At 69.6% G+C, this 25,844-nt stretch carries 23 protein-coding genes, 1 tRNA gene and 1 pseudogene; 15 read left to right on the top strand and 10 right to left on the bottom strand.

The genetic code is table 11. From position 1 onward, the window contains the following. Positions 1-42 precede the first annotated feature (42 nt). Positions 43-2,034 carry a UvrD-helicase domain-containing protein gene (locus RBT54_RS10705; protein ID WP_320366989.1) on the top strand — a complete coding sequence of 664 codons (1,992 nt, stop codon included), beginning with the start codon at positions 43-45 and terminating at the stop codon, positions 2,032-2,034. Positions 2,035-2,276: 242 nt separating this feature from the next. Here the strand turns inward: RBT54_RS10705 and RBT54_RS10700 are convergent, their stop codons facing one another. Further along, positions 2,277-2,726 (bottom strand): c-type cytochrome, encoded by a 450-nt coding sequence (locus tag RBT54_RS10700; protein ID WP_320366987.1) that lies wholly within the window; start codon positions 2,724-2,726, stop codon positions 2,277-2,279. Between the two features lie 151 nt (positions 2,727-2,877). Here RBT54_RS10700 and RBT54_RS10695 point away from each other — a divergent pair. From RBT54_RS10695 to RBT54_RS10660, 8 genes and pseudogenes are all read left to right on the top strand, one after another. Beyond that, a tRNA-Arg gene (locus RBT54_RS10695) sits at positions 2,878-2,954 on the top strand. Between the two features lie 93 nt (positions 2,955-3,047). Continuing rightward, a complete protein-coding gene (locus tag RBT54_RS10690; protein ID WP_320366984.1) occupies positions 3,048-3,338 on the top strand; it encodes a DnaJ domain-containing protein in 291 nt (96 codons plus the stop codon). 37 nt (positions 3,339-3,375) lie between these two features. Then, positions 3,376-3,873, top strand: coding sequence for a hypothetical protein (locus tag RBT54_RS10685; RefSeq protein WP_320366982.1), 498 nt, complete (start codon positions 3,376-3,378; stop codon positions 3,871-3,873). A 16-nt stretch (positions 3,874-3,889) separates the two neighbouring features. Continuing rightward, on the top strand, positions 3,890-4,651 hold the full coding sequence (locus tag RBT54_RS10680; protein ID WP_320366980.1) for a hypothetical protein: 762 nt from the start codon (positions 3,890-3,892) through the stop codon (positions 4,649-4,651). Continuing rightward, entirely contained in the window at positions 4,651-5,892 is a 1,242-nt protein-coding gene (locus tag RBT54_RS10675) for a hypothetical protein (protein WP_320366978.1), read from the top strand. Before RBT54_RS10680 ends, RBT54_RS10675 begins: the two co-directional genes overlap by 1 nt. Before the next feature lie 8 nt (positions 5,893-5,900). Then, on the top strand, positions 5,901-6,731 hold the full coding sequence (locus tag RBT54_RS10670; RefSeq protein ID WP_320366976.1) for an ABC transporter substrate-binding protein: 831 nt from the start codon (positions 5,901-5,903) through the stop codon (positions 6,729-6,731). A 144-nt stretch (positions 6,732-6,875) separates the two neighbouring features. After that, positions 6,876-8,558, top strand: a pseudogene (locus RBT54_RS10665) (RecQ family ATP-dependent DNA helicase); the annotation flags it as partial. A gap of 1,006 nt (positions 8,559-9,564) precedes the next feature. Then, the gene (locus RBT54_RS10660; RefSeq protein WP_320366974.1) at positions 9,565-11,568 is read left to right on the top strand and encodes an ATP-dependent helicase; all 2,004 of its coding nucleotides are present in this window, start codon (positions 9,565-9,567) and stop codon (positions 11,566-11,568) included. A gap of 43 nt (positions 11,569-11,611) precedes the next feature. On the opposite strand, the gene RBT54_RS10655 is transcribed toward RBT54_RS10660, so the two are convergent. From RBT54_RS10655 to RBT54_RS10635, 5 genes are all read right to left on the bottom strand, one after another. Then, positions 11,612-12,301, bottom strand: coding sequence for a zinc metallopeptidase (locus RBT54_RS10655; protein WP_320366972.1), 690 nt, complete (start codon positions 12,299-12,301; stop codon positions 11,612-11,614). A 123-nt stretch (positions 12,302-12,424) separates the two neighbouring features. Next, complete coding sequence (locus RBT54_RS10650) at positions 12,425-13,522, bottom strand: NAD(P)/FAD-dependent oxidoreductase (RefSeq protein WP_413788442.1); 1,098 nt, start codon at positions 13,520-13,522, stop codon at positions 12,425-12,427. Positions 13,523-13,557: 35 nt separating this feature from the next. After that, complete coding sequence (locus RBT54_RS10645) at positions 13,558-14,106, bottom strand: chromate transporter (RefSeq protein WP_320367101.1); 549 nt, start codon at positions 14,104-14,106, stop codon at positions 13,558-13,560. Positions 14,107-14,139: 33 nt separating this feature from the next. Beyond that, complete coding sequence (locus RBT54_RS10640; protein ID WP_320366969.1) at positions 14,140-14,826, bottom strand: chromate transporter; 687 nt, start codon at positions 14,824-14,826, stop codon at positions 14,140-14,142. Further along, positions 14,823-15,506, bottom strand: coding sequence for a 2'-5' RNA ligase family protein (locus tag RBT54_RS10635; RefSeq protein WP_320366967.1), 684 nt, complete (start codon positions 15,504-15,506; stop codon positions 14,823-14,825). The genes RBT54_RS10640 and RBT54_RS10635 overlap by 4 nt, the downstream gene beginning before the upstream one ends. Before the next feature lie 169 nt (positions 15,507-15,675). On the opposite strand from RBT54_RS10635, the gene RBT54_RS10630 reads away from it, so the two are divergent. Continuing rightward, positions 15,676-16,581: an alpha/beta hydrolase gene (locus tag RBT54_RS10630; RefSeq protein WP_320367100.1), complete on the top strand. Its 906-nt coding sequence runs from the start codon at positions 15,676-15,678 to the stop codon at positions 16,579-16,581. Then, the gene (locus RBT54_RS10625; RefSeq protein ID WP_320366965.1) at positions 16,578-17,774 is read left to right on the top strand and encodes an FIST N-terminal domain-containing protein; all 1,197 of its coding nucleotides are present in this window, start codon (positions 16,578-16,580) and stop codon (positions 17,772-17,774) included. The genes RBT54_RS10630 and RBT54_RS10625 overlap by 4 nt, the downstream gene beginning before the upstream one ends. A gap of 42 nt (positions 17,775-17,816) precedes the next feature. Here RBT54_RS10625 and RBT54_RS10620 read toward each other — a convergent pair whose 3' ends face one another. Together RBT54_RS10620 and RBT54_RS10615 are read right to left on the bottom strand one after the other, a co-directional pair. Beyond that, positions 17,817-19,133: an AarF/ABC1/UbiB kinase family protein gene (locus RBT54_RS10620; protein WP_320366963.1), complete on the bottom strand. Its 1,317-nt coding sequence runs from the start codon at positions 19,131-19,133 to the stop codon at positions 17,817-17,819. Between the two features lie 37 nt (positions 19,134-19,170). After that, positions 19,171-19,632 (bottom strand): DUF3429 domain-containing protein, encoded by a 462-nt coding sequence (locus RBT54_RS10615; protein WP_320366961.1) that lies wholly within the window; start codon positions 19,630-19,632, stop codon positions 19,171-19,173. Positions 19,633-19,890: 258 nt separating this feature from the next. On the opposite strand from RBT54_RS10615, the gene RBT54_RS10610 reads away from it, so the two are divergent. Genes RBT54_RS10610 through RBT54_RS10600 form a run of 4 tightly spaced genes read left to right on the top strand, consistent with a single transcriptional unit; the run spans position 19,891 to position 24,122 of the window. Continuing rightward, positions 19,891-20,931: an NAD(P)/FAD-dependent oxidoreductase gene (locus RBT54_RS10610; protein ID WP_320366959.1), complete on the top strand. Its 1,041-nt coding sequence runs from the start codon at positions 19,891-19,893 to the stop codon at positions 20,929-20,931. Further along, positions 20,900-22,483 (top strand): cryptochrome/deoxyribodipyrimidine photo-lyase family protein, encoded by a 1,584-nt coding sequence (locus RBT54_RS10605; protein WP_320366957.1) that lies wholly within the window; start codon positions 20,900-20,902, stop codon positions 22,481-22,483. Before RBT54_RS10610 ends, RBT54_RS10605 begins: the two co-directional genes overlap by 32 nt. A gap of 13 nt (positions 22,484-22,496) precedes the next feature. Then, on the top strand, positions 22,497-22,649 hold the full coding sequence (locus RBT54_RS18465; protein ID WP_413788441.1) for a DUF2256 domain-containing protein: 153 nt from the start codon (positions 22,497-22,499) through the stop codon (positions 22,647-22,649). Positions 22,650-22,667: 18 nt separating this feature from the next. Continuing rightward, positions 22,668-24,122 carry a DASH family cryptochrome gene (locus RBT54_RS10600; protein ID WP_320366955.1) on the top strand — a complete coding sequence of 485 codons (1,455 nt, stop codon included), beginning with the start codon at positions 22,668-22,670 and terminating at the stop codon, positions 24,120-24,122. 101 nt (positions 24,123-24,223) lie between these two features. Here the strand turns inward: RBT54_RS10600 and RBT54_RS10595 are convergent, their stop codons facing one another. Both RBT54_RS10595 and RBT54_RS10590 read right to left on the bottom strand, forming a co-directional pair. Continuing rightward, on the bottom strand, positions 24,224-25,147 hold the full coding sequence (locus RBT54_RS10595) for a DMT family transporter (RefSeq protein ID WP_320366953.1): 924 nt from the start codon (positions 25,145-25,147) through the stop codon (positions 24,224-24,226). A 124-nt stretch (positions 25,148-25,271) separates the two neighbouring features. After that, positions 25,272-25,658 (bottom strand): group II truncated hemoglobin, encoded by a 387-nt coding sequence (locus tag RBT54_RS10590; RefSeq protein ID WP_320366951.1) that lies wholly within the window; start codon positions 25,656-25,658, stop codon positions 25,272-25,274. Positions 25,659-25,844: the final 186 nt, after the last annotated feature.

The raw sequence follows: 25,844 nt of genomic DNA, 5'->3' as shown, positions 1-25,844 counted from the left end.
CCGCCACCCACCCGGGTGGCTTCGTTTTTCAGTGCCGCCACGATGTCCGCCCTCCTCAACGCGCCCCAGCGCGACGCGATCCGCTATCTCGACGGCCCCTGCCTGGTGCTGGCCGGCGCCGGCAGCGGCAAGACGCGGGTGATCACGCACAAGATCGCGCACCTGATCAACGAGTGCGGCATCAGCGCGGCCAACATCGCTGCGATCACCTTCACCAACAAGGCCGCCAAGGAGATGCAGGAGCGCGTCGCCCACATCATGGGCGGACGCGTGCCGGGCGGGCTCACGGTGTGCACCTTCCACGCGCTCGGCGTGCGCATCATCCGCCAGGAGGCGAAGCACTGCGGGTTGAAGCCGCAGTTCTCCATCCTCGACGCCTCCGACACCGTGCAGATCGTCTCGGACGTCGCCGGCGACAACGACAAGGGCATCGCCAAGCAGATGCAGTGGCAGATCTCGTCGTGGAAGAACGCGATGATCACGCCCGAGGAGGCCGCGCAGCTCGCCGACAACGAGATCGCCTCGGTCGCCGCCCGGCTCTACAAGGAATACGAGCGCACCCTGCGCGCCTACCAGGCGGTGGATTTCGACGACCTGATCGCGCTGCCGGTGCGCCTGTTCGACGAGCACCCCGAGGTGCGCGAGCGCTGGCAGAACAAGCTGCGCTACCTGCTGGTGGACGAGTACCAGGACACCAACCGCGCCCAGTACCGGCTGCTCAAGCTGCTGTCGGGCGTGCGCGGCGCCTTCACCGCGGTGGGCGACGACGACCAGGCGATCTACGCCTGGCGCGGCGCCGACGTCGAGAACCTGAAGCTGCTGCAGCAGGACTACCCCAAGCTCAAGGTGATCAAGCTCGAGCAGAACTACCGCTCCTCGCGCCGCATCCTCGAAGCCGCCAACACCGTCATCGCCAACAACGAGAAGCTGTTCGACAAGCGCCTGTGGTCCGAGCACGGCCAGGGCGAGCAGATCGCCGTCACCAACTGCCGCGACGCCGAGCACGAGGCCGAGTGGGTGGCGACCAAGATCACCACGCACAAGTTCGAGCATCGCACGCGCTTCAAGGATTACGCGATCCTCTACCGCGGCAACCACCAGGCCCGCCTCATCGAGCAGCACCTGCGCAACAACCGCATTCCGTATGTGATCTCGGGCGGGCAGAGCTTCTTCGACAAGGCCGAGATCCGCGACCTCATCGCCTGGCTGCGCCTGCTGGTCAATGAGGACGACGACCTCGCCTTCATCCGCGCCATCACCACGCCGCGCCGCGGCATAGGCGCCGCCACCATCGAGGCGCTCGGCGCCTATGCCGGCCATCGCCACATCAGCCTCTTTGCCGCTGTGTTCGAGGAGGGCCTCACCCAGCATCTGAATGCCAAGCAGTTGCAGGGCGTGCACGAGTTCGCCGCCTACATCAACCGCCTGCAGTACCGCGCCCCGCGCGAGCCCGCCGCGCAACTGCTGGAAGACCTGCTCGGCGCGATCCGCTACGAGGCCTGGCTGTTCGAGCACTGCGACACCCGCGAGGCGGAGACCAAGTGGAGCAACGTGCGCGACTTCGTCGGCTGGCTCGGCAAGAAGGGCGAGGAGGACGGCAAGAACCTGCTCGAGCTCACCCAGACCATCGCGCTGATCACCATGCTCGACAAGGAAGACCCCGACTTCGACGGCGTGCAGATGGCGACCCTGCACGCCTCCAAGGGCCTCGAGTTTCCGCACGTGTTCCTGGTCGGCGTCGAGGAGGGGCTGCTGCCGCACCAGAGCAGCGTCGACGAGGACAAGGTCGAGGAAGAGCGCAGGCTGATGTACGTGGGCATCACCCGCGCCCAGCGCAGCCTCAACATCACCTGGTGTGAGCGGCGCAAGTCGGGCAAGGAGTTCCGCACCTGCGAGCCGAGCCGCTTCATCGCCGAGATGGGAGGCGACATCAAGATGAACGACCGCAAGACCGCGCAGCCGGTGTCGAAGGAAGAAGGCAAGGCGCGGCTCGCCAACCTGATGGCGATGTTCGAGAACCGCGACAAGGGCTGAGCTTCAGTTCGCTCGCGAGGCCAGGAGCACTGCGATCGAAGGGCGCCGGGTGCGGCAGGCACTGCTTGAGACACCGGGGGAGCGGACTGTGGGAGCGGGCTTGCCCGCGAAGATCGGGCGCTACATTCGCGGGCAAGCCCGCTCCCACCGTCGACGTCCGCGTTGCACATCGAACAACGAAAAGGCAGCCGCGCGGGCTGCCTTTTCGTGGCTGAAGTGACCGCTAGGGCGCGGTCATCGGCTTACTGCTCGACCGGCGGCTCGGTGAAGCTGGCGCCTGCCAGGTTCGCGAGGTAGGCCACTGCGCGCGACACCTCGGTGTCGGTCAGGTCGCTGCCGCCGCCGCGCGGGGGCATCGCACCCTTGCCGGCGATCGCCGACGCGTTCAGCGCGTCGTGGCCCAGCGCCAGGCGGGGCGCCCACGCTCCCGCATCACCCGTCTTCGGCGCGCCGACCGCGCCCGAATCGTGGCAGCCCGCGCAGATGGACTTGACGATCTGCTCACCGGTCCGGCTGCCCGGTGCAATCGTGACGGCCTGGATCTCGACGCGCGCAACCGGCTGGATCAGCGTGGCGGTGAGTTCCGGATCGACCTTGCTCTGCTCGCTACAGCCGGCCAGCAGCGCGGCTGCGACCAGGGCGACGGCGGGCATGGCAAAGCGGGCGGAGCGCAGGGGGCGTTGGTTCGACATGCTTGGATCCTTTGGCGGAAAGTGGCGCGAGACAGGGTCTAAAGCCTGGATTATAGCGACCTAAAAACCATTGTGGCAGTGCGCCATGGACTTTAAGCCCGAACGCGGCTATGCTTGCCGGCCTCGTTCGGGTGCATGCCCGATCAGCTCTGCGCCCGTAGCTCAGCTGGATAGAGTACTGCCCTCCGAAGGCAGGGGTCGGACGTTCGAATCGTCTCGGGCGCGCCAAAGAATTCAATGGGTTAGGTCTTTACGGGCCTGGCCCATTTTCTTTTGGCCCACGCTCCCCGTTTTGGTGGCGTGTGCCAACCTGGAGGTTTCATGCGGGATCACTATGCGCAGCTTGGTGTGACGCCGGACGCCAGTGCCGATGTCATCAAGGCGGCTTACCGAAAGAAGGCCGCGCAATACCACCCCGATAGAAACCCCTCCGCTGATGCGGCTGCCCGCTTCCGTGAAGTTCAGGAGGCCTACGAGGTGCTATCCGATACCGTTCGCCGCACGGATTACGACGACAACCGCCGCCGAAGCCTGCTTGCCGATCCGCTCGAGACGGCAAGGGGGATTTTTGGGGATTTTCTGGAGCGCATTCTGCGTGATGCAAAAGTCTGAGTTTTTCTATGCCTTGTCCTCGATGTACGAGGCCGAGATGGACGACCTGTTGAGCGACAGTGACGGGAAGAACGTCCTCGCCACGCGCCTGCAAACAAAGCGCGAACAGTTGTCGGATCTGCTGCCGATGATGGATTTTGCGCCGGAAATGGTCGCACCCGTCTTCTTCGAGGCCTTCTCGTTCTCCGCGCCGGGCAATATGGATGCGGTGGTGAGCGCTGAGCCCGATGACGGCGACTTTCCCGCCTGGAACGCGCTCGAATCGAGCATCACGGTGGCCGATTGGGCGCAACCCATCGTTGATCGTGTGCGCGCCGAACCCGGCGGTGACAGCTTCCTCGTTCTGGCTGCAGCGCTGGAGTTTCTGCGTCTGCATGAAGCCAGGCGCGGTGGTACGGTCGCGGCGCCTGCGGCCGACGCCGCACCACGCTCGCGTCGCTCCGACGATGACGACGACGACGGTGACGATCAAGACCTTGCTGAATCCGGCAACAACTGGATGAGCGAGCAGGGCTTTGACGCGCTCGATGCCTGACCTGAAGGAGCAAGAATTGACCCATCCCGCAGTCATCAAGACCTCATCGCTCGTCAATGCGGGCGACCTTGCAGGTGCCGAGCGCACCCTGATGGCCATCGCCGAGCACGAGGGCGACCATGCCCTGGTCACGGTCCTCGACGAGGTGCCCCCGAAAGATCTGCTGGCCATCATGCGCGAGTTCGACGCTTCCAGAGAGTCGGCGATCAATCTGCTGGTCACGCCTGAACAGTTTGCGCGCGCAGCGGTTCTCGACGCGCGCTATCGAGAGGAATCCCACGATCGCTTGCGCGGCATGATGAACGCGATCCTGTACCGCGACCCCGAAGAGACCGCCGACTTTCTCGATGCCCTGGGCGCAGAGCCCGGCGGGCTTCGTGTGCTGGTGAACTATTTCAGCGAGCATCGGGACGAGATCCGGGAGTTTGCCAATACCGGCAATTTCCGCGATGGCGCCTACGGTCGCACGCATGAGCGCCCCGATCCCGAGGACGAAGCCATCGACATCAGCGAGCGCGAGGATCCGTACAGCGCCCCCGAGGGCTTCGATCCCGATGCAGCGCCAAAGGTCAAGCGCGTGGAGATTGCCGATCGCGACTGGATGGAGACGGCCTGGGTGCTGCGCTACGAAGCGACCGAAGTGTTCGAGGACCTGCTGCACACCTTCGAGCGCGACGCGGAAGCCGAGGTCGAGGCGCTCAATGCCGTGCTCGGTTCCGCTGCCCAGCCGACGCAGGAGCCCGGTCTTGCCGGCGAAGACGAGGAGTCCGCGCTCTGATGGCGGCCAGCGCAAACTCGGTCGCGACCCTTGATGCGCGCTCCTATCTGGAGCGGGCGCTGGCGCATGGTTTCGCGCACGGTGTCCTTGTCGAAGCGCATCGTGCCCGGATGCAGGAGGAGGGCGCCAAGGCGTTGGTGCAGATCGCCAACCACTTCGGCACCGCTTACCTGCGCGCCAACCTGGAAACCGCGCTGCTGCGTTTTGCGAACCTGGCGAGCCTTTACCTGGAGGACAAATTCGGCAGCGACCTGCACGCGGCGGCCTGTTCCCTGCGCGACAACACCTTGCTGTCGCACTCGCGCGGTGGATCCGAAATGCTCAAGCAACTTCACGCGATGCCCGAGTCGACCTTGATGATCCGGGAGACCCCCACGGCCGAGAGTCAGCGTCAGTTTCTGGATGAATACAGTTTCTCCAGCCCGATGACGGCGACGACCTATCGCACGCATCGGGCCGCGCGCGTGGAGAACCAGCTTCGTGTTGCGTTCGCGTTCTGGATCGGCAAGAAACTCGCCGCCGACGCAGCCGAGCTTTCGTTCTCGTCCGCGGAAGAGGTGATCCGTTCGGCCGTCCTGGTCTGCCATGCCGGGCTCGAGCCCGTGCGCCTGCCAACGCGGTCGGTCATGGCCAGGTTGATTGCCGAGGTGCGCAAGAAGACCTTCAAGCCGCAGCCTGAGCGCTGGCATCGTCTGCTGCGCGACGCCCCCCCCGACTATCAGCGGATTGGTGAAGCGGCGCTGGATGACTTCTGCGCGCGTCTTTTACCGCTGCTGAAGTCGAAAAAATGGACTGTCGAGGACGTGATCGCTGGCGCCGGGGCGGGCACCTATTTTGTCGACGACAGCCTCGATGAGGATCTTGCCCACTACGAGCAGTTCGTCGCCACCGAGTGGATCAAGGCCACCGCTGGACGCAGCGACCCGGATACGCTGGCCACGGTTTTCCTGCGCATTGCCGCAGGCATGCCGCCCAAGCCGTCCTTGCTGCTGCGCGAGGCCAAGGCGCTGATCGGCGCGGTCCGTGCCAAGGGGTTCGATTCCGCGGCGGTCGTCCACTTCATCGAGACCTGCGCGCCGATCGGCAAGCAGGAAGGCCTGCTGCAAATGTGGCAGGGCGATCTGCTGCCGGAAGCCGAAGGCCAGCTCGCTGACCCGGATGGCGACGACACGAAGATGGTGCGTGCCCTGAAATACCTGCGCGAGTGTTGCATCGCAAACTGGAAATCGGCCGGCGTGTGATCACCACCATGAACCCACGCCGCCTCCCCTCCCGCATCGTCTGCCTCACCACCGAAACCGTCGAAGTCCTTTACGCCCTGGGCGAGGAAGCGCGCATCGCGGGCATCAGCGGGTACACCGTGATCCCGCCGCGCGCACGCAAGGAAAAGCCCAAGGTGTTTGCGTTCTCGAGTGGCGATCTGGAGAAGATCCTCGCGGTCGAGCCCGACCTCGTGCTGGGGTTCTCCGACATGCAGGCGGATGTCGCGCGTGACCTGATCAAGGCCGGTGTGGCGGTGCACGTGTTCAACCAGCGCAGCGTCGACGGCATCCTGGCGATGATCGAGACCGTCGGCCGGCTGGTGGGCGCCGAGGACAGGGCCTGCGCGCTGGTGGCCGAACTCGAGGCGACGATGGCCAGGGTGCGGGCGCAGGCGGCCCTGCTGCCGCGTCGGCCGCGGGTCTACTTCGAGGAATGGGACGAGCCGCCGATCAGCGCGGTGCGCTGGGTGTCCGAGCTCGTCGGTATCGCCGGCGGCGAGGATGTGTTCGCCGAACGTGCGCTGCATCCGGGCGCCGCGCAGCGCATCCTCGCCGATCCGCTGGAGGCGGCGCGCCGGGCACCCGACATCATCGTGGGCTCCTGGTGTGGCAAGCGCTTCCGCCCCGAGCGCGTGGCGGGGCGCGCAGGTTGGGAGGGCGTTCCTGCGGTGCGTGATGGAGAGCTGCACGAGCTCAAGTCGGCGCTGATCCTGTCGCCCGGTCCGGTCGCGATCCGCGAGGGCCTGCCGGCGCTGGCGGCGATCATCGCGCGCTGGGCGGCGCAGCGTGATCGCCAGACCACAGCGGCGCGTCAGTGATACGGGCTCTTGCCTGCTTTCTGTCACGTGAGAAAGATTCCCCTGCATGTGTGACGTATGTGGCAGTCGTCCCGGGCGCCTTCAGCATGTAGTCCCCGGGATAGCGGCTAGAATTCCGTTCATCATTTTCACCAGACAAGCGTCATGGCAGGTCCGCCCGCCGCGCCCCGGGCGCGCTGCCTGTGCCTCGACATCGAAACCGCCCGCCACGACAGCATGGTGCTGCGCGAGATCGGCGTGTTCCGCCCCGACCTCGACGCGCGGCTCAGGCTTTCGGGCAAGGCGCCGGACCTTGCGCGCCGGCTCGATGCCCTCACTGAGGGAGCAGGCTTCGTCCTCGGCCACAACGTCGTCGCCTTCGATCAGCCCGCGCTTGCGGCGCTGCATCCGGGGCTGGCGCTGCACCGCCTGCCGCTGATCGACACGCTGGAGTTGTCTCCGGTCGCGTTTCCGCAGAACCCCTATCACCGCCTGGTGAAGGACTACAAGCTGTGCACCACGACGCGCAACGATCCGGTGCGCGACGCGGAGCTGGCCTACGAGCTCTTCCTCGACCAGAGCGAGGCGCTGCAGCAGCGCGTGGTCGATCATCCCGACGAAGCCCTGTGCCTGCACTTCCTGCTTGCGCCGGAGAACGGCAAGGGCGTGGCCAACCTGTTCGCCATCTTGCGGCGCGCGCTCAGGCCGACGCCCGCCGATACGGCCGCAGCCTGGCAGCGTGCGACCGCCGGCAAGGTGTGCATCACCGGGCAGCGCCACATTGTCGAGTGCTGCCTGCCCGATCCCGCCTGGCACAAGGCGCTGGCGTACGCGCTGGCCTGGCTGCGCGTGGTGGGTGGCAATTCGGTGCTGCCGCCCTGGGTGAGCCTGAGCTTTGCGCGCGTGCGCGAAGTCATCGCCATCCTGCCCACGGGCGGCGGCAAGTCGCTGTGTTTCCAGTTGCCGGCGCTGGCGCGCTTTTACCGCAACGGCAGCCTGACGGTGGTCGTCTCGCCGCTGCAGTCGCTGATGAAGGACCAGGTCGACAACCTGGAAGCGCGTGGCGTCACCTGCGCCGGCTACCTCAACAACCTGCTCAACCCGCTGGAACGCCGCGCCATGCTCGACAAGCTGCGCCTGGGCGACCTCGGGCTGATCTTTGTCGCCCCGGAGCAGTTTCGCAGCCCTGCTTTCGCCAGCGCGCTGATGCACCGCGAGATCGGGGCCTGGGTGTTCGACGAGGCGCACTGCCTGTCGAAATGGGGGCACGACTTCCGTCCCGACTACCTGTACGTGTCGCGCTTCATCAAGGCACGGCAGAAGTCCGCCCCGTCGCCGGTGTTCTGCTTCACCGCCACCGCCAAGCCGGATGTGGTCGACGATATCTGCACCCACTTCGACAAGCGCCTCGGCCTCAACCTGGAGCGGCTCGAAGGCGGGGTGAGCCGCGAGAACCTCAGCTACGAAGTGCGCCCGGTGCCGGTGCAGGCCAAGTACGGCGAGGTCCTGCGCCTGGTGCAGGAGGCTCTGCGCGAGGACGGCGGCGCCATCGTCTTCTGTGCGCGACAGAAGACGGTCGAGGAGCTCGCGCAATTCCTCAAGGATGCCGGCCTGGCCTGCGGCCACTTCCATGGCGGCATGCTGCCGAGCGATAAGCGCACGGTGCAGGAGGCTTTCCTCGCCGGCAGCCTGCGCGCGATCGTGGCCACCAACGCCTTCGGCATGGGCGTGGACAAACCCGACGTGCGCCTGGTGATCCACCTCGACACCCCCGGATCGCTGGAAAACTACCTCCAGGAAGCGGGCCGTGCCGGGCGTGACCAGGCGCCGGCGCGCTGCATCCTGCTCTACGACGAGGCCGACCTCGACGTGCAGTTCCGCCTGCTGCGCAATTCCCGCCTCACCCAGCACGACATCGGCGCGATCCTCAAGGCGCTCCGTGCCATCGAACGCAAGGACCGCAGCGAAGGCCAGGTGGTGGTGACCAGCGGCGAGATCCTGCTCGAGATCCCCGAGGCCCACCGCATCGACCCGGACGCGAGCGACGCCGACACCAAGGTGCGGATCGCGGTCGCCTGGCTCGAGGAGGCGCGCCTGCTCGAGCGCCATGAGAACCAGACGCGCGTGTTTCCCGGCAGCCTGCTGGTGGCGAACGAGGACGAGGCGGGCGCGCTCCTGCGCAAGAAGCTCGGCGCCGACGCCGACATCCAGCCTTACCTGCGCATTCTCGGCCTGCTCATCCGCGCGGCGGACGACGAGGGGGTGTCCACCGATGAACTGATGCTCGCCACCGGCCAGAATTCGCGCACGCTGCAGCACATGCTGCGCGAGCTCGACCGCTGGAAGCTTCTGTCGAACGACACCGAGATCGGCGTCACCTTCTACCGCGACCCCGACACCGCGCAGCGGCTCGATGAGCTCGCGCGCATCGAGGACGCCCTCATCGCCAACCTGCGCGAAGCCGCGCCCGACGCCGCCGAGGAGGGCTGGCAGATCCTCAACGTGCGCCGCCTGTGCGACACCCTGCGCCGCGACGCCCAGGTCGACTTCGACCCCGATCGCCTCACCCGCCTGCTGAAATCCTTCGCCGAGCCCTTCGGCGAGGGCGCCACCAACCGCGGCTTCTTCGCCCTGCGTCCGCACGCGGCGGACAGCCGTTTCATCAAGCTGCTGCGCGGGTGGCGGGAGATCGAGACCATTCGCGAACGCCGCATGCGCCTGGCGCGTGCGCTGGTGGCTGAGTTCCAGCACCGCCGTCAGGGCAACACGCTGCTCGTCACCTGCAAGCAGGGCGAACTCGAAGCGGCGCTGCAGGCCGACACCACGCTCGCCGATCTCGACATCGACAAGTGGGATGTGGCCCTGTCCGCTGCGCTGCTGTACCTGGACGCCAACGAGGTTCTGCACCTGGCGCGCGGCAAGGCGGTGTTCCGCTGTCGCCGCGCCGCTCGAGGGCAATCACCTCGTGCTGGCCGGGCCGGGTGCCGGCAAGACGCGCGTGATCGTGCACCGTGTCGCCTGGCTGCTGCGCGAGAGCATGGTGCAGCCCGATGCCATCATGGTGCTCGCCTACAACCGCGCGGCCGCCAACGAGATCCGCCGCCGCCTGTGGGCGCTGGTCGGCGCGGACGCCGCCGGCGTCACGGTGCAGACCCTGCACGGCCTGGCGATGCGGCTTACCGGTACCAGCTACGCAGTTGCGCTCGAGCGCGGTGAGACGGTGGACTTCGGCGCCGTCATCCGTGACGCAACGTGGTGTCTGCGCGCGGCAGAACAAGGCGGGGATGGGGGCGAGGAGATGGGTGCGGGCGCGGGGGACGGCGTCGGCGCGAGCATCGTGCGCGATCGCCTGCTGGCCGGGCTGCGCTTCCTGCTGGTCGATGAGTACCAGGACATCAACGGCGACCACTACGACCTGATCAGCGCGGTCGCAGGACGCAGGCTGCAGACCGAGGAAGATCGCGTCTGCCTGATGGTGGTCGGTGACGACGACCAGAACATCTACGCCTTCGACGGCGCCAGCGTGCGCTACATCCGCCAGTTCGAGGCCGACTACGCAGCGCGCCGCTACGCCCTCGTCGAAAACTACCGCTCCACGCGCCACATCATCGACTGCGCGAACCGCGTCATCGAGCGTGCGCATGAGCGCATGAAGGCCGGGCGGGCGATTCGCGTCGATCACGCCCGGCGCGCGCAGCCGGACGGCGGCGCACAGGCAGCGCGCGATCCGCTCGCCGCGGGGCGTGTCCATGTGCTCGAGGTGGCGCACGATCCGCACCAGGAAGTGCAGCTTGCGCTGGCCGAGCTGCAGCGCCTGCATGGGCTCATCGCGTCTGGCGGCGCCGGGCAATGGGGCCGCTTCGCCGTCATCGCCCGGCGCTGGGAAGACCTCGAGCCGATGGCCGCGCTCTGCCGCTTGCGCGGCATTCCGGTGCGCATGCAGCGCGACGCGGGCGACATCCGCCTGCACACCACGCGCGAAGGCGACGCCCTGCTCAGGCTGCTGCGCGGTCAACGCCGCAGCGCCCGGCGGCGGCGCGTGCTGGTGCGTGCCGGGGCGCTTGCGCGCTGGTTTCGGTGTCGCTTCCACACTGCACCGGAGGGCTTCATCGAGCACCCCTGCCGTGCCGCGCTCGCGCAGTTCATCATCGACACCGAGTCGGCTGCGCCGGGGCGCGAGCGCGTGGTCGACGACCTCATCGAAGCCCTGTACGACTTCGGCGCCGTCGGCCGGCCCGCAGGCGACCCGCGCCCCAACGCGCCGCTGGTGCTGATGACCGCGCACCGCGCCAAGGGGCTGGAGTTCGACCACGTGCTGATCCTCGACAGCGGCGGCTGGCAGGGGCGCAACGAGGACGAGCGCCGGCTCTACTACGTCGCCATGACGCGGGCGCGCCAGTCGCTGACCGTGTGCGAGGCGATCGGCGTACAGCACCCCTTCGTCCCCGAGCTCGATGGCCTGGTGCTGCGCTCACGTCCGGCCGCGCCGCCGCCCGAACCCGGCCTCGCGCACCGTATCTGGTGCGCCGATCCCGAGAAGATCGTGCTGTCCTGGCCGGGGCGTTTTGCGCCCGGCGCGGCCGTCCATCGCGCGCTGGCCGCGCTCGATGTCGGCAGTGCGCTGACGCTTCGCGCGCGCGGCAACGGCGGGTGGGAGCTGGCAGATGCGGCCGGCGTTGCGGTTGGGCGCATGTCGTCGAAGTTCCAGCCGCCTGCGGGCACGATCGTGGCGGTGCGCGTCGCCGCGATGCTGGTGCGCCAGGCGCGGGAGAGCGAGCAGGAGGCGGTGAAGTGCGCGTGCTGGGAGCTCGTGCTGCCCGAGTTCGAGTATGTGCCGGCCTTGGCTGCGCGCCACTGAGCGCGGGTCCGCCCGGCTGGCGCGCCGGGGCTTACCGGCCCTTTCACCGGCGTAGAAAGCGCACCCAGGCTGCGATGTTGAGCAGCGCCATCAGCGACTGGCCGACATAGGTCAGCGCGGCGGCTTCCAGGATCTTGCGTGCATGGGGCTGATCCGAAGGGTGCAGGTAGCCGCCGCGCTCGAGCATGGGCAAGGCGCGGCGGAAGCTGGCGTCGAACTCGGTCGGCAAGGTCACCAGGTGCACGACTGCGGCAAGGCCCATCGACAGCAGTCCGGCGATCACGAACAGCAGGCCGGGTGCGGGATGGCGGGTGAGCACCGTGATGACCGGCACCGCCACCATCATCATTGCGCCGAGGCGCTGACCCTTGACGGCGAAGCGCACCAGGCGCTCGCGCAGCGCCAGCGGCGCGTAACCCTCGGCGTGCTGCAACGCGTGGCCGACCTCATGCGCGGCAACGGTGATCGCGGTGAGCGAGCGCTGCTGGTAAGTGTGCGGCGACAGGCGGACGGCGCGGGCCTCGAGGTCGTAGTGGTCGCCGGTGTCGGATTGCTCGACCGCGATGTGCGTCAGCCCGTGCTTGTCGAGCAGCAGGCGCGCGAGCATGGCGCCGCTGCCGTAGTAGCGGTCGGCGGGCTCGCTGTAGCGCTGCAGCGTGCGCCGCACCCACCAGCCCGGCAGCCACACGGCGAGCAGCAGGATCGGCACCAGCACGAACAGGATCGGGGACATGGCGGTCTCGGTGAAGTCGTCAAGCGTCTGACCATGCGCCGCCGCGAGCGTTTCGCGCTGACGGTGCCGACCCGGCCCGTGGTGTGCGCGCCATGCATGCGCTCGGCTGCGCGTGATCGCCGCTCAGCACATCGCCGCCGCCCGCGCCCCGATCGCCAGCGCCGCGGTCAGTCCCGGTGACTCGATTCCGTACAGATGCACCAGCCCGGGCACGCCGTGCGCGGCCGGACCGTCGATGCGAAAGTCGGCATCCGCTTCGCCCGGGCCGACGATCTTCGGCCGCACCCCGGCGTAGGCCGGCTGCAGGCGGCCGTCCTCGAGCCCCGGCCACCAGTTGCGGATGGCGGTGTAGAAGCGCTCCGCGCGCGCCGGGTCGACCTGGTAGTCGGGGCGCTCGATCCATTCCACGTCGGGCCCGAAGCGCGCCTGGCCGCCGAGGTCCAGGGTCAGGTGCACGCCCAGGCCGCCGGGCTCCGGGATGGGGTAGATCAGATGCGAGAACGGCGCCCGCCCGACAAGGCTGAAATACACCCCACGTGCGTAAAAGGCTTGCGGCGCACGGGTGGCAGCCGGGCCGGCGAGGACATGACCGAGCCGCGGTGCATCCAGCCCGGCGGCATTGATCACGCAGCGCGCGCGCAGCCTCGTCGGCGCACTGCCGCCGACCTCGAGCGTGATGCCGTCGCGGTCGGCCCGGCCGCCGCGCACCGGACTCCCCAGCGCCAGCACCGCACCGTGGCGTTCGGCGTCGGCGAGCAGCGCCTGCATCAGGCCGTGGCTGTCGACGATGCCGGTCGAGGGCGAGAGCAGCCCACCGGCGGCGTCGAGCTCCGGTTCCAGCGCATGCACGCCAGCGCCGTCGAGCAGGCGCAGGTCATCCACGCCATTGGCACGGGCCCGCGCGGCAATGGCTTCGAGCACGGGCAACTGCGGCGCGCGGCTGACCACCACCAGCTTGCCGATGCGGCGGTGGGCGATGCCGCGTTCCGCGCAATACGTGTACAGCGCTCGCCGCCCCTGCACGCACAGCGCAGCCTTGAGCGAGCCCGGCGGGTAGTACAGCCCGGCGTGGATGACCTCGCTGTTGCGCGCGCTGATGCCGGTGCCGAAGGCCGTCTCGGCCTCGAGCACGATCACCTCGCGACCCGCCTCGGCGAGCTGCTTCGCACACGCCAGGCCGACCACGCCCGCCCCGATCACCACCACGTCGACGCTGTCCATCGTCCGCTCGTTCGTCCTTTTGCGTCGCAGCCGTTTCAGACCATGCCGAGCGCGCCTGCCGCCGCGCCCACGGCGATCATCCACATCGGCGCCAGCTTCGTCTTCAGCGTCACCAGCGCGGTGAGCGCGATCAGTGCCAGTGCGCCGAGGCGGTGGGCGGGGTCGCCGATGAAGGGCAGCGCCAGCAGCCAGCCGGCGGCGAAGGTCAGGCCGACCGTGACCGGCGCCAGCCCGGCGGTGAAGGCGCGCACCAGCGGCGTGTTGCGGCGCGTGGCGCCCCAGCGGCTCACCGCGAGCGAGAGCAGCGTCGACGGCAGCAGGATGCCGAGCAGCGCGGCGGCGGCGCCCGCCAGCCCGGCGACCTGGAAGCCGAGCACCGGCACGAACAGCACGTTGGGCCCGGGCGCGGCCTGGGCGAGCGCGATCGCGGTGGTGAAGTCGGCATCGCCCAGCCAGCCGCGCTCGACCACCAGGTAGCGGTGCATCTCGGGCGCGGTCGACATCGCGCCGCCGATCGACAGCAGCGACAGGGTGAGGAAGCGCAGGAAGAGCTCGAGCAGCTCGCCCGCCGGGAGCGTGTTCATCATCGGGTCGATTCCGGTTCCGGGTTCCGTCCCTCAGCCTGGCGTGCCGGGGTCCCGGCCTGCAGGCGGGGCGGGCGCAGTAGTCGGGACATCGGTCGGGACCTCCTTCGCGCGCGCGGCCGCCGCATCGTGCAGCGCGATGCGCCAGCGCGCCAGGCCCCAGCCGCTGAGCCCGAGGCCGATCACCACCCAGGCCAGCGGCACGCGAAACACCGCGATCGCCGTCAGCGTGGCGAGCCCGAGCGCGGTGCACAGCGCGGGGCCGAGCACGTTGCCGCGCAGGGTGGTGAGCATCTTCAGCGCCATCGCCAGGATCAGCCCGGCCGCGACTGCGCCCATGCCGCGCAGCGCACCGGCCACTGCCGGGTACTCGGCAAGCTGCTGGTAGCTTGCGGCCAGCGCCAGCACCACGAGCAGCGGCGCGAGCAACATGCCCGAGATCGCGGCGAACGCACCGCGCAGACCGAAATAGCGGTCGCCGATCATCAGCGACAGGTTCACCACGTTGGGGCCGGGCAGCAACTGCGCGACTGCATACAGCTCGACGAATTCGAGCCGGGTCAGCCAGCCGCGACGGTCGACCAGCTCGCGCTGGGCGACCGCGAGCACGCCGCCGAAACCCTGCAGCGCGAGCAGGCTGAAGGCGACGAACAGTGCCAGTGGCGAGGCAGGGTGCGCGCGCGGCGCTGCGGTTGCCGGGGCGGGGGGCGGGGCACTCATGGCGTCCGCGCCTCCCGCCACTGCAGCCGGCGCTCGGCGAGGTGGTAGTCGGCGAGCGTGAACAGTTCGCCGCCGATGTCGGCGGCCACATAGCCCATCAGGCTAAGGCGGGTGATTTGGCAGGGCAGGTGCGGGGCATCGTCGAGCGCCCGAAAGCGCCGGACGACCTCGGCGGTGGGCCAGGCGTCGGCATACAGGCCGACGGTGACGTGCGCCACGTAGCCGCCCTGCGGATGCGAGCCGTCGGTGTGCAGGCAGCGTCTGAGCGTGGCGAGTGCGTCGGTCGAATCATGCACGCTGAGAAAGGGGGCCGAGGAGAAGCTCTCGAGCCCGCCGATGCCGAGCTCGAACGCCGGCGGTGCCGTCGCCTGCAGCGCGGCGAGCTGGGTGGCGATCAGGTCGTCGTCGAACTCGTCTTCCGCGCGTAGTGGCCCGGTTGCCGCGAATCCGCACAGCGCGAGCGTGATGTGGGGCTGGCGCATGTACCCATCGAGCAGCAGGCCGTCGAGCGCGCGCTGCGCGGCGGTCACGCGTGCGCGCAGCGGCGGCGCGTCCACGTCGAGCGCCCACAGCAGGTAGTGCGGGCGGCCGCGGTGCCATGCGTGAAAGTCGCGGCGCTCGTTGCGCAGGGTGTGGGGTTCGGCGAGGAAGCGCTGGCGCAGGGTCGCGGGGTCGGTCATCGGGCGGTCAGCCGGGCGGGCCGGGTCAGGTCAAGGTCACGCAGCGCGTCGAGCCGCCTTGGGAGCGTGTGTGAAGGCGTTGTGCGCAGCGATGTGTCTGCTCGCTCCGGGCGGCTAGAATCAGGTCATGAACACGAACCCGATTGTCCCGGAAAACGATCCGGCCCGCATGTCCGACGGTGCCCCGGAAGCCCTGCCGCGCAAACCCTCCTCGCTCGACCGGGTGGCGGTGCGCGGCCTGACCTACACCGTGCGCCGCTGGGGGCCGGCCGATGCGCCGCAGGTCTTCCTGCTCCATGGGTGGATGGATTCCTCGCCCACCTTCCAGTTCGTGGTCGACGCGCTGCGGCGCGACTGGCAGGTGATCGCCCCCGACTGGCGGGGTTTCGGCGGCAGCACCTGGCTCGGCCACAGTTACTGGTTTCCCGATTACTACGCCGACCTCGAGGCGCTGCTCGCGCACTACGCGCCCGAGGGGCCGGTGCGCCTGGTCGGGCACAGCATGGGGGCGGCGGTGGCCGGGGTTTATGCCGGACTGCGCCCCGAGCGCGTGGGCTGGCTGGCGATGCTCGATTTCCTCGGCCTCAAGCCGCCGCCCGAGGCGGACTCTCCCTTCCAGTTGCGCAAGTGGCTGGACGCTCAGGCCGCCGCGCCGCGGCTGCCCACGCACGCCGACCACGCCGCGTTCGCGCGCCGGCTGCGCATGGTCAATCCCCGGCTCAACGCAGCGCGCGCCGACTTCCTCGCCCGCCACGTCGGACGCGCGGCGGCGGATGACCGGGTGGAGATGGCCTGCGATCCCTGGCACAAGGTGTCCTCGCCCTTCGTTTATCGGATCGAGGACGTGATGGCGTGCTGGCGCCAGGTGCGCGCGCCGACGCTGATGGTGTTCGCCGAGCGCGGCTATGTGAACGAGCGCTTCGCCGACGATGCGGATGAGTTGCAGCGTCGGCTCGACTGCTTTGCCGACGTGCGCGTGGTCACGATCTCGGATGCGGGCCATAACCTGCAGCACGATCAGCCCGAGCAGGTGGCTGCCGTGCTCGAGGACTTCCTGTGCGGAGGTGCGTCATGAACCCGATCCCCTTTGCCGCCGGCCATGCCGCCCACCGTGACTGGCGGGTGGCGCTGGGCCGCGCGCTCGACGACATGCTGCACGCCGCCCGCGTCGCCACCGCACACTCGACCGGCAGCGGCGAGCTGCCGGTCGAGTACACGCTCGGCCTGTGCTACCTCACCGACGCCTTTGCCGGCGACGCCGAGGCGATTCTCGCCGAGCTGCAGCTTCGCGTTCCCGGCGTGCATTGGGTGGGCACCGTGGGCGTCGGCGTGGCCGCCACCGGCGCCGAACATTTCGATGTGCCCGCGCTCGCGCTGATGCTCGCACCCTTGCCGCGCAGTGCGTTCCGCGTGTTCTCGGGTGTGCAGCCGCTGCGTGCCGAGGGCGCGGACTTCCATCCCTACACCGCGCTGGTGCACGCCGACGGCCGCATGCCCGACCTGCAGGAGCTGCTGCCCGAGCTGGCCGAGCGCACCGCCAGCGGCTACCTGTTCGGCGGCCTGTCCGCCTCGCGCGGGCGCAGCGTGCAGATCGCCGATGCAGTGTTCGACGGCGGCGGGCTGTCGGGCGTGGCGTTCTCGGCCGAGGTCGGTGTCATCTCGCGCGTGACCCAGGGCTGCCAGCCGATCGGGCCGCGGCGCATCGTGAGCCGCGCGCAGGACAACATCGTGATCACGCTCGATGGCCGCGCCGCGCTCGATTGCGCGCTCCAGGACCTCGGCCTGCCGCCGGACATGGCGCTCGAGCCGGTGGCCGAGGCGCTGTCGAACACCCTGGTCGGGCTGCATCCGGCCGAGGACGCCGAGATCGTCGCGCCCGCGGCCTTCGGCGCCGACATGCTGGTGCGCAACATCATCGGCCTCGATCCGCGTGCCCGGGTGGTCGCGATCGGCGATGAGGTGGCCAAGGGTGCGTGGCTGATCTTCTGCCGGCGCGACCCCGCGGCTGCGCTCGCCGACCTGCGCCGCATCGCGCGCGAGATTCGCGATGAGCTGGTGAGTGGCGGACGCGAGGCGCTCGGTGCCGTGTATGTGAGCTGCTCGGGCCGCGGTGGGCCGCATTTCGGCGAGCCGGCGGCCGAACTCACCACGATTCGCGACGTGATCGGCGACGTGCCGCTGGTGGGCTTCTTCGCCGGCGGCGAGATCGCGCACAACCGGCTGTACGGCTACACCGGCGTGCTCACGGTATTCACCGCGGCGCGCTAGCCGGCTGCAGGAGCTTTTGCAGGCAGCGCGTCCAGCATTGCTTCAGCCCAGCCAGGGCTCGGCCAGCCTGCCCACATCGACGCGGGCCCCGAGCCGCGCCGCGAGCAGGTACAGCCCGCCCAGCTTGCGGTGCAGGAAGAGCGCGTCGGCCGGCGGCGTGTGCCAGAAGTCGCGATCGAGGCTGAGCTTGAGCCCGGCGTCGCGCAGGCGCACGGCCAGATCGCTGGCGCCGAAGTCGTAGGCGCCGGGGTGGCGCAACGGCTCGCAGGCGGTGGCGAAGAGATCGATCACCGCATCGCGCTGGTGGGCGTGGATGGTGTCCTGGAAATAGCCGATCTCCTGCGCGGCCGTGCTCATCGCTGCGCGGTCGCCGCGGATCGCGCCCGCCATCAAGCGCCGGTAGGCCTCGACCACGGTGTCGGAATACGGCCGGGTGGCGCCGAAATCCAGCAGCACCAGGCGTTCGCTGGCGGTGTCGAAACGGTAGTTGGCGAAATTGGGGTCGGTCTGGATCAGGCGGAACTCGAACAGCTCGCGAAACAGCAGGCCGATCAGGAGGCTGGCGATGCGGTCGCGCAGCGCTTGCGGCGCGTCGGCGAGCGACTCCACCGCCACGCCCTCCACCCAGCTCATCGCCAGGATGTCGCTGCGGGTGAGTTCAGCCACCGCCTGCGGCAGTACGAAATCGTTCGCGTCCGCGAGCAGGCTGCCGAAGCGCTGCAGGTTCTCGGCTTCGCGCCGGTAGTCGGCCTCTTCGTGGAGCTGGCGCTTGGCCTCCTCGAGCAGCGGGGCGACGTCGAGTGACTTGGGCAGCAGGCCGGACACGCGCAGCAGGGTGGCGACGTTGTCCACGTCGCTGTCGATGCTGCGGCGCACGCCCGGGTATTGCAGCTTGATCGCCAGCTCCTGGCCGTCGTGGGTGCGGGCGCGGTGCACCTGGCCGATCGAGGCCGCCGCGCACGGGGTGAAGGAAAAGCGCCCGAAGCCCTGCTCCCAGCCCTTGCCCCAGTGTGTCTCCAGCACCTGCACCACCTGGCTCATCGGCATCGTGCGCGCGTCCTCGCGCAGGCCGGCGAGGATCTCGGCGAGCTCGGGCGGCAGCAGGTTGCCGGCGTCCATCGACATCAGCTGGCCCACCTTCATTGCGGCGCCGCGCAGTTGCGCGAGCTGGTCGGCGACGCGGCGCGCGTTCGCGGGGGTGAGCACCAGCTCGCTCACCTTCGGGCGCTTGCCGGCGGCAAGCTGGCGCGCGCCTTCGGCGAGCATGCCGCCGGCGACCCCGGTGGCGAGCGAGCCGAGGCGGGCGAGGCGGGACAGACGACCGTCGGGGACGGCGGTGGCGCGGGCTTCGGTGTTCATGCGGAATGTCTCCCTGGCGTGCCCGTGGGCCACCAATCTAGTAGGGCAACTGGACGAAGGCGCCCGCGATCAGGCTCAGGCAGGCGACCACGGTGAGCTGCAGGCGCAGCGGCAGGTACCAGGCGGGCAGCTCGGCGTGGCGGGCGAGGCGGCGGTCCTGGATGTAATGCAGCACGAAGCCGGTCACCAGCAGCACGGCCGCTTCCATCGGCACCAGCAGCAGCGCCGGCCACGCCATCAGCGAGGGCACCACGCTCCACAACATGGTGCGCACCCGGCGCGCGTCGTCGAGGCCGGGGAGCGCCATCGCGAACCCCCAGTGCAGGGCGCACACGAAGCTGAGGATCACCGCCCCATAGGCGAAGAGCGCGTCGCTCCAGGTGAAGCCGTGATGGGCGTCGAGCAGACTGACCGGCGCCAGCACGATGAACGGAATGAGGCCGCCGTAGCCGAGCCATCGGGCGGTACGGTGCAGGGGGTCGGGGTGTGCGGGAGTCATCTGGGGGCCTGCAAAGGTTCGGCGATTGGGCGCGGTTGGCGGCTGGACGGGGTGATTCCGTTTTCTGGTGCCAAAAAGCTTTAGTGTCCTGGACGAAAGAAGACGAGTGTGACCTGTTTTTGCGAGTTTCTCTTTCGTACTCAGTCTGATGCTAGTAATACAAGCCTTTTTTGTCCAGGACAAAAAGAGTATATTTCGTCGCGTTGCCCCGACCCTGTCGCTTTGGCGCCTGTTCGCCTGTCCTGCCTGGATGCCAACATGAATCCTCCTCTCCATTACGCCGTGATCGGCGCCGGTATCGCCGGCCTGAGTTGCGCGCGCGCGCTCGCCGAAGCCGGCGTGCACGCCACGGTCTTCGACAAGAGCCGCGGCCCTTCCGGTCGCATGAGCACGCGCCGCGGCGAGGGCTGGGCGTGCGATCACGGCGCGCAGTACTTCACCGCGCGCGATCCCCGCTTTCAGGCCGAGCTCGCGCGCTGGGAGGCTGCGGGGGTGGCGGCGCGCTGGCGGCCACGGCTGGCGGTGTTCGACGCCGCGGGGCGTCGCGCGGACGGGGGCGAAGGCGGCGAGGAGCAGGCCCGCCACGTCGGCACCCCGCGCATGACTGCGCCCGCGCGTCTACTGGCCGAAGGGCTGGATCTGCGCCTGCAGACAACGGTGACCGCGCTGCAGCGCTACGACCACGGCTGGGAGCTCTCCACCGCCGAGCGCGGCCTGCTGCCCGAGGCCTTCGACGGCGTGCTGCTCGCGGTGCCGGCGCCGCAGGCGGTGCCCCTGCTGCAGCCACTTCGACGGCCCTCTTCGCACGCGCTCGCCGCGCTGGCGGCTGCGGCGCAGATGCAGGCGTGCTGGGCGCTGATGCTGCGCTTTGCGGTGCCGCCGGCGCTGGATTTCGATGCGGCCTTCGTCAATCACGGTCCGCTGCGCTGGATCGCACGCGACACCAGCAAGCCCGGCCGTGAGGGGCCGCAGACCTGGGCGCTGCACGCGAGCGCCGAATGGAGCGAAGCTCATGTCGAGGACAGTCCCGAGCAGGTTGCCGTGGCGCTGATCGCCGCCTTCTGCGAGTTGGGCGGTGCGGCGCCGCTGGCGTGGTCGGCGCACCGCTGGCGCTATGCGATCACCGATTCGGCGGTGGCGGGCGGTTGCGCCTGGGACGCTGGCGATGGCCTCGGCCTGTGTGGCGACTGGGTGAGCGGCGGTCGGGTCGAAGGCGCCTGGTTGAGCGGTCATGCGCTCGCGCAGCGCGTGCTGGCGAGTGTGCGCGATGAGCTACAGCCTGGTCTGGTTCAAGCGTGACTTCCGCCTCGCCGACCACGGTGCGCTCGCCGCGGCTGCGCGCCGCGGGCCGGTGCTGTGCGTGGCAATCGTCGAGCCTGCGCTGTGGGCGCAGCCGGATGCCGCGCGTCAGCACTACGAGTTCATGCTCGAGAGCGCGCGCGAGCTGCACGCCGAGCTGCACCGCCTCGGCGGCCGCCTGCACCTGATGGTGGGCGGGGCGGTCGAGGTGCTCGACCGCGTGCATGCCGCTGCGCCCTTCGCCGAGCTGTACGCGCACGAGGAGACCGGCAACGGCTCGAGCTACGCTCGCGACCGCGCGGTGGCGGCCTGGTGTCGGGCGCACGGCGTGCGCTGGCACGAAGTGCCGCAGTTCGGCGTGGTGCGCCGACAGGGCAATCGCAACCGCTGGCAGGCGGCGTGGGAGGCGCACGTCGCCGCGCCGCAGGCCGTGCTGCCGACTGAACTGCGCTTCGCCCCGCTGCCTGCGGGCTTACTGCCGGCCGAGGGGGCCGCGTGGCCGGCGCCGGGCATGATCGTCGCCGCGCGCGCACCGGAGGCGGTCGCGCTCGGCCTCGACCCCTTCCAGCCGCCGGCCCGCCAGCGCGGCGGCCGGCGTGCGGCGCTCGACGCGCTGGCGAGCTTTCTCGATGCGCGCAGCGGCCAGTACCGCGGCGGCATCTCCTCGCCGCTGAAGGCGCCCACCGCCTGCTCGCGGCTGTCGCCGTATCTCGCCTGGGGCTGCCTGAGCCTGCGCGAGCTGGTGCAGGCGACCCGCGCGCGCATCGCCATGCTGCCCGCGGGCGACCGCCGCCGCGCCGGCTTGAGCGCCTTCGTCAGCCGGCTGTACTGGCACTGCCATTTCATCCAGAAGCTCGAAACCGAGCCGGCGCTCGAGTTCCGTAACCTGCACCGCGGCTACGACGGCCTGCGCGAACCGCAATGGAACCCGGCGCACTTCGACGCGCTGGTCGCCGGGCGCACCGGCTGGCCGCTGGTCGATGCCTGCGTGGCGATGCTGCGCGAGACGGGCTGGATCAACTTTCGCATGCGCGCGATGCTGGTGTCGGTGGCGGCCTATGCGCTGTGGCTGCACTGGCGCGAGGTGGGCCTGTGGCTCGCGCGCGCCTTCCTCGACTACGAGCCGGGCATCCACTGGAGCCAGTTGCAGATGCAGTCCGGCACCACCGGGATCAACACCACGCGCGTCTACAACCCGATCAAGCAGGCCCGCGACCACGACCCGCAGGGGGTGTTCGTGCGGCGCTGGCTGCCGGCGCTGCGCCGGGTGCCGGATACGTGGCTGTTCGAGCCCTGGCGCATGCCGGAATCGGTGCAGGCGCGTTGCGGCGTGCGCGTCGGCGAGGACATCGCGCTGCCGCTGGTCGAGCTGGAGGCGGCCACCCGCGCCGCCAAGGCCCGCGTGCATGCGCTGCGCGCGCAGCCCGAGGTGCGTGCGGCGAAGGCGGCGATCGTCGAGCGCCACGGTTCGCGCATGCGGCCGCAAGGGCGGCGTGGTCGTGCGCAGGTCGATGCTGCGCAGGCCGCGGCGCAGCTCGATCTCGGGTTTTGAGGGAGAGTGACGGATGGGCATGCGGCGCAAGGGGGATCTGCCGACCAAGGTGTGCTCCTGTTGCGGGCGGCCTTTCGCGTGGCGCAAGCGCTGGGAGAAGGTGTGGGACGAGGTGCGCTACTGTTCGGAGCGCTGCAGGCGCGGCCGTGGCAAGCCTGCGCAGTGAACGGCCCGAGGATCGCGAATGTCATTGAATGTGGTGATCTACTGGTTCCGTTCCGACCTGCGCCTGGGCGATAACGCGGCGCTGCATCTGGCTTGCGCCTCGGCTGAGGGTCGCTGCTTGCTCCCGGTGTATTGCCACGACCCGGCCGAGGAAGCGGCCACGCCCTGGGGCTTCGTGCGTCGCGGGCCGCACCGGCGGGGCTTCCTCGCTGCCGCGCTGGACGATCTGGATGCGCAACTGCGTGCGCGCGGCAGCCGCCTGTTGCAGCTTCGCGGCGCACCGGCCGAGGTGGTGCCGGCGCTTGCGCGCTCGATCGGAGCGGACAGCGTGGTGTGCGAGGAGATTGCCGCGCCTGAGGAGCAGGACGCCGTCGCCGCGTTGCGTGCCGACGGGCTGACGGTGCGCACGGTGTGGCAGTCCAGCCTGCTCGATCCGGCGGCGCTGCCGTTCGCGGTCGAGCGCTTGCCGAAGGTGTTCACGGATTGTCGACGTGCGGTCGAGGCCGCAGGCCAGCAGCCACCGGCGCCGCTTGCCGCGCCGGCGGTACTTCCGCCGCTGCCGGAATCCATGATCCTGCGGACGCGTTCCTTGTTCGAGCCAGCGCACAGCGCCCCCGGCTGGCGCGGCGCAAGCGGCGATCCGGCGGTGCAGACATCAACCGCTTGCGGGTTCCCGGCCGATGAGCGCGGTGTGCGCCACCCGTACAGGGGGCCAGGCGCGCATGAGCCGCTTAGGATTGGCGAGCGGGCGCGCGCCCACGCCTCCTTCCCGTGGTGGCAGCCCGACTTCGCCGGTGGCGAGCGGGCGGCGCTCGCCCATCTGGCGCGCTACTTCGCCGGCGACGCGGCACAGCGCTACAAGACCACCCGAAACGGCCTCACCGGCATCGACTTCTCCAGCAAGTTCTCGCCCTGGCTGGCGCAGGGGGCCTTGTCGGCGCGGGTCGCTTTTGCCGCGCTGCGCCGCCACGAGGCCGAGCGCGGCGCGAACGAGAGCACCTACTGGCTGTGGTTCGAGCTGCTGTGGCGCGACTACTTCCGCTTCCTGCACCGGCAGCATGGTCGCCGGCTGTACCGCGCGCGCGGGCTCGATGAGCGCGCCTCGCTGCCCGCTCACGACCCCGAGGCGTTCGCGCGCTGGTGCGCGGGCTGCACCGGTCACGCCTTCATCGACGCGGGCATGCGCGAGCTGGCCGCGACCGGTTGGTTGTCGAACCGCATGCGCCAGATCGTCGCCAGCTACCTGATCCACGACCTCGGCTGCGACTGGCGCGCGGGCGCGGCGTGGTTCGAGGCGCAACTGGTGGATTACGACGTCTACAGCAACCAGGGCAACTGGTCGTACCTCGCCGGCCGCGGCACCGACCCGCGTGGCGGGCGGCGCTTCGATCCGGACCGGCAGGCGGCGATGTACGACGCGGACGGCGCCTATCGGGCGCGGTGGGCCGAGGTCGATCCGCGCAACGGCGACTGAACGCGCAAGCCGGCGGCGCAGGCCCGTCGGTTCTGCTCGGGGGCCGGTTCGCTGGTGACGGCGCGTGTGCGCCGCCTTGGCGGGGCTGCCCGTCCCGGTGTTCAGCGCCTGCCGAATCCGCGCACGCGGGCGAGCGCCGCGGGTGGCAACGCACCGAGCAGGGCGCCGACCGACACCACCACGATGCCGATGATGGTGGTGAGGCCGAGCGCCTCGTCGAGGATCAGGAAGGCGCCGACGGCGGTGAAGGCCGGCACCAGCGCGAGCATCATCGAGGCTTCGCTCGCGCCCACCTTCTGCACCGCGTAGCTGTAGAAACCGCCGGCGAGCAGTGCTGCGACGATGCCTTGATAGCCGCCCTGCAGCGCGATCGCGCCCCAGCTCGCGGCGGCGAGGTTGCCCGGCAGCCACAGCAGGTACACCGGCAGATAGGCCAGCGCCGAGAAGCAGGCGATGCCGAGGATGCCGAACTGCGGCTTGACCTGCCAGCGCCGCATCAGCAGCCCGAAGATCGCCCAGCACAGCGCGGCGGCGAGAAAGAGCAGATCGCCGATCCATTCGTTGGCACCCGCGTTGGCGGCGAACAGGCTCTCGAAGCCGATCAGCAGCAGACCGGCGGTCGACAGCAGCAGCGCGATCACGGTCGGGCGGGCGATGCGAAATCCCGTCATCACCGCCATGATCAGGATGGTCCAGAACGGGATGCCGCCATTGACGAACACCCCGGCGTGCGCGCTCGGCGCGAAGGCGAAGCCGATGTACACCAGGATGCCGTAGCCCAGGCCGCCCACCGCCGCGAGCACCATGTGGCGCGGCCAGTCCCGGGGTGATACGAAGTGCAGGTAGAGCGGTAGCGCGATCGCGCCCGACACGCCGAAGCGCAGCGCGGCGATGTCGAAGGGCGTGAACGTGGCGGTGGCGCCGAAGCGCGACACGATGTTGAAGCCCGACCAGAACATCACGACCGCGAGGGCGGCGAGCAGGCCGCGGGTGGCGTCGGATGCGGTGGCGTGATGGGTGGTCAATGCGGTTCCGGGATGGGGTTGGGGTGGCGACTGTAACCGGTTGCGTGCGCTTCGGCCAACGCCGCACGTTGACATGCAGCCCGCTGAGCTGACCCGGCGCACGCAGGCCGCCCGAGAGCGGGGTTCAGCCCGCCTTGTTGCGCATGAAGTCCGCGGTGTTGAAGAAGTTCTGCAGCAGGCGTTCGCGCAGGCCTTCCTCGATGCCGACCTCTTCCATCGCCAGCAGCATGCAGGCGACCCACTGGTCGCGCTCGCGGGTGCCGATCGCGAACGGCATGTGGCGGGCGCGCAGGCGGGGGTGGCCGAAGTGCTGCACGAACAGGTCCGGCCCGCCCAGCCAGCCGGACAGGAACATGAACAGCTTGTCGCGCGAGCCTTGCAGGTCTTGCGGGTGCATGGCACGCAGTTCGGCGAACTGGGGCGTTTCGGCCATCAGGCCGTAGAAGCGGTCGCATAGGCGGGCCACGGTGGGTTCGCCGCCGATCTTGTCGTAGGTGGTCTGTTGTTCCATCAGATTTCGTGGGGTGAGGGCTACGCCTCGAAGCGGGCGCGTAGGGCGGGATTGTCGCAGAGTCGGAGGGGGCTTGGGGCTTGGGCGTTCGGGGTGGCTGGGGGGCTTGGGAGGGCTTGGATGTTTGGGGGCTCGGGGGGCTGGGGCGTTTGCGCGGCTCCGTTTCGGCCGCGGTCGCGGGGGGGG

Origin of the sequence: Thauera sp. (assembly GCF_034003485.1) — a bacterium.
Taxonomy (GTDB): domain Bacteria; phylum Pseudomonadota; class Gammaproteobacteria; order Burkholderiales; family Rhodocyclaceae; genus Thauera.
Note: the sequence above shows the minus strand (reverse complement) of the source record. Positions and strands in the feature narration are given on the sequence as shown.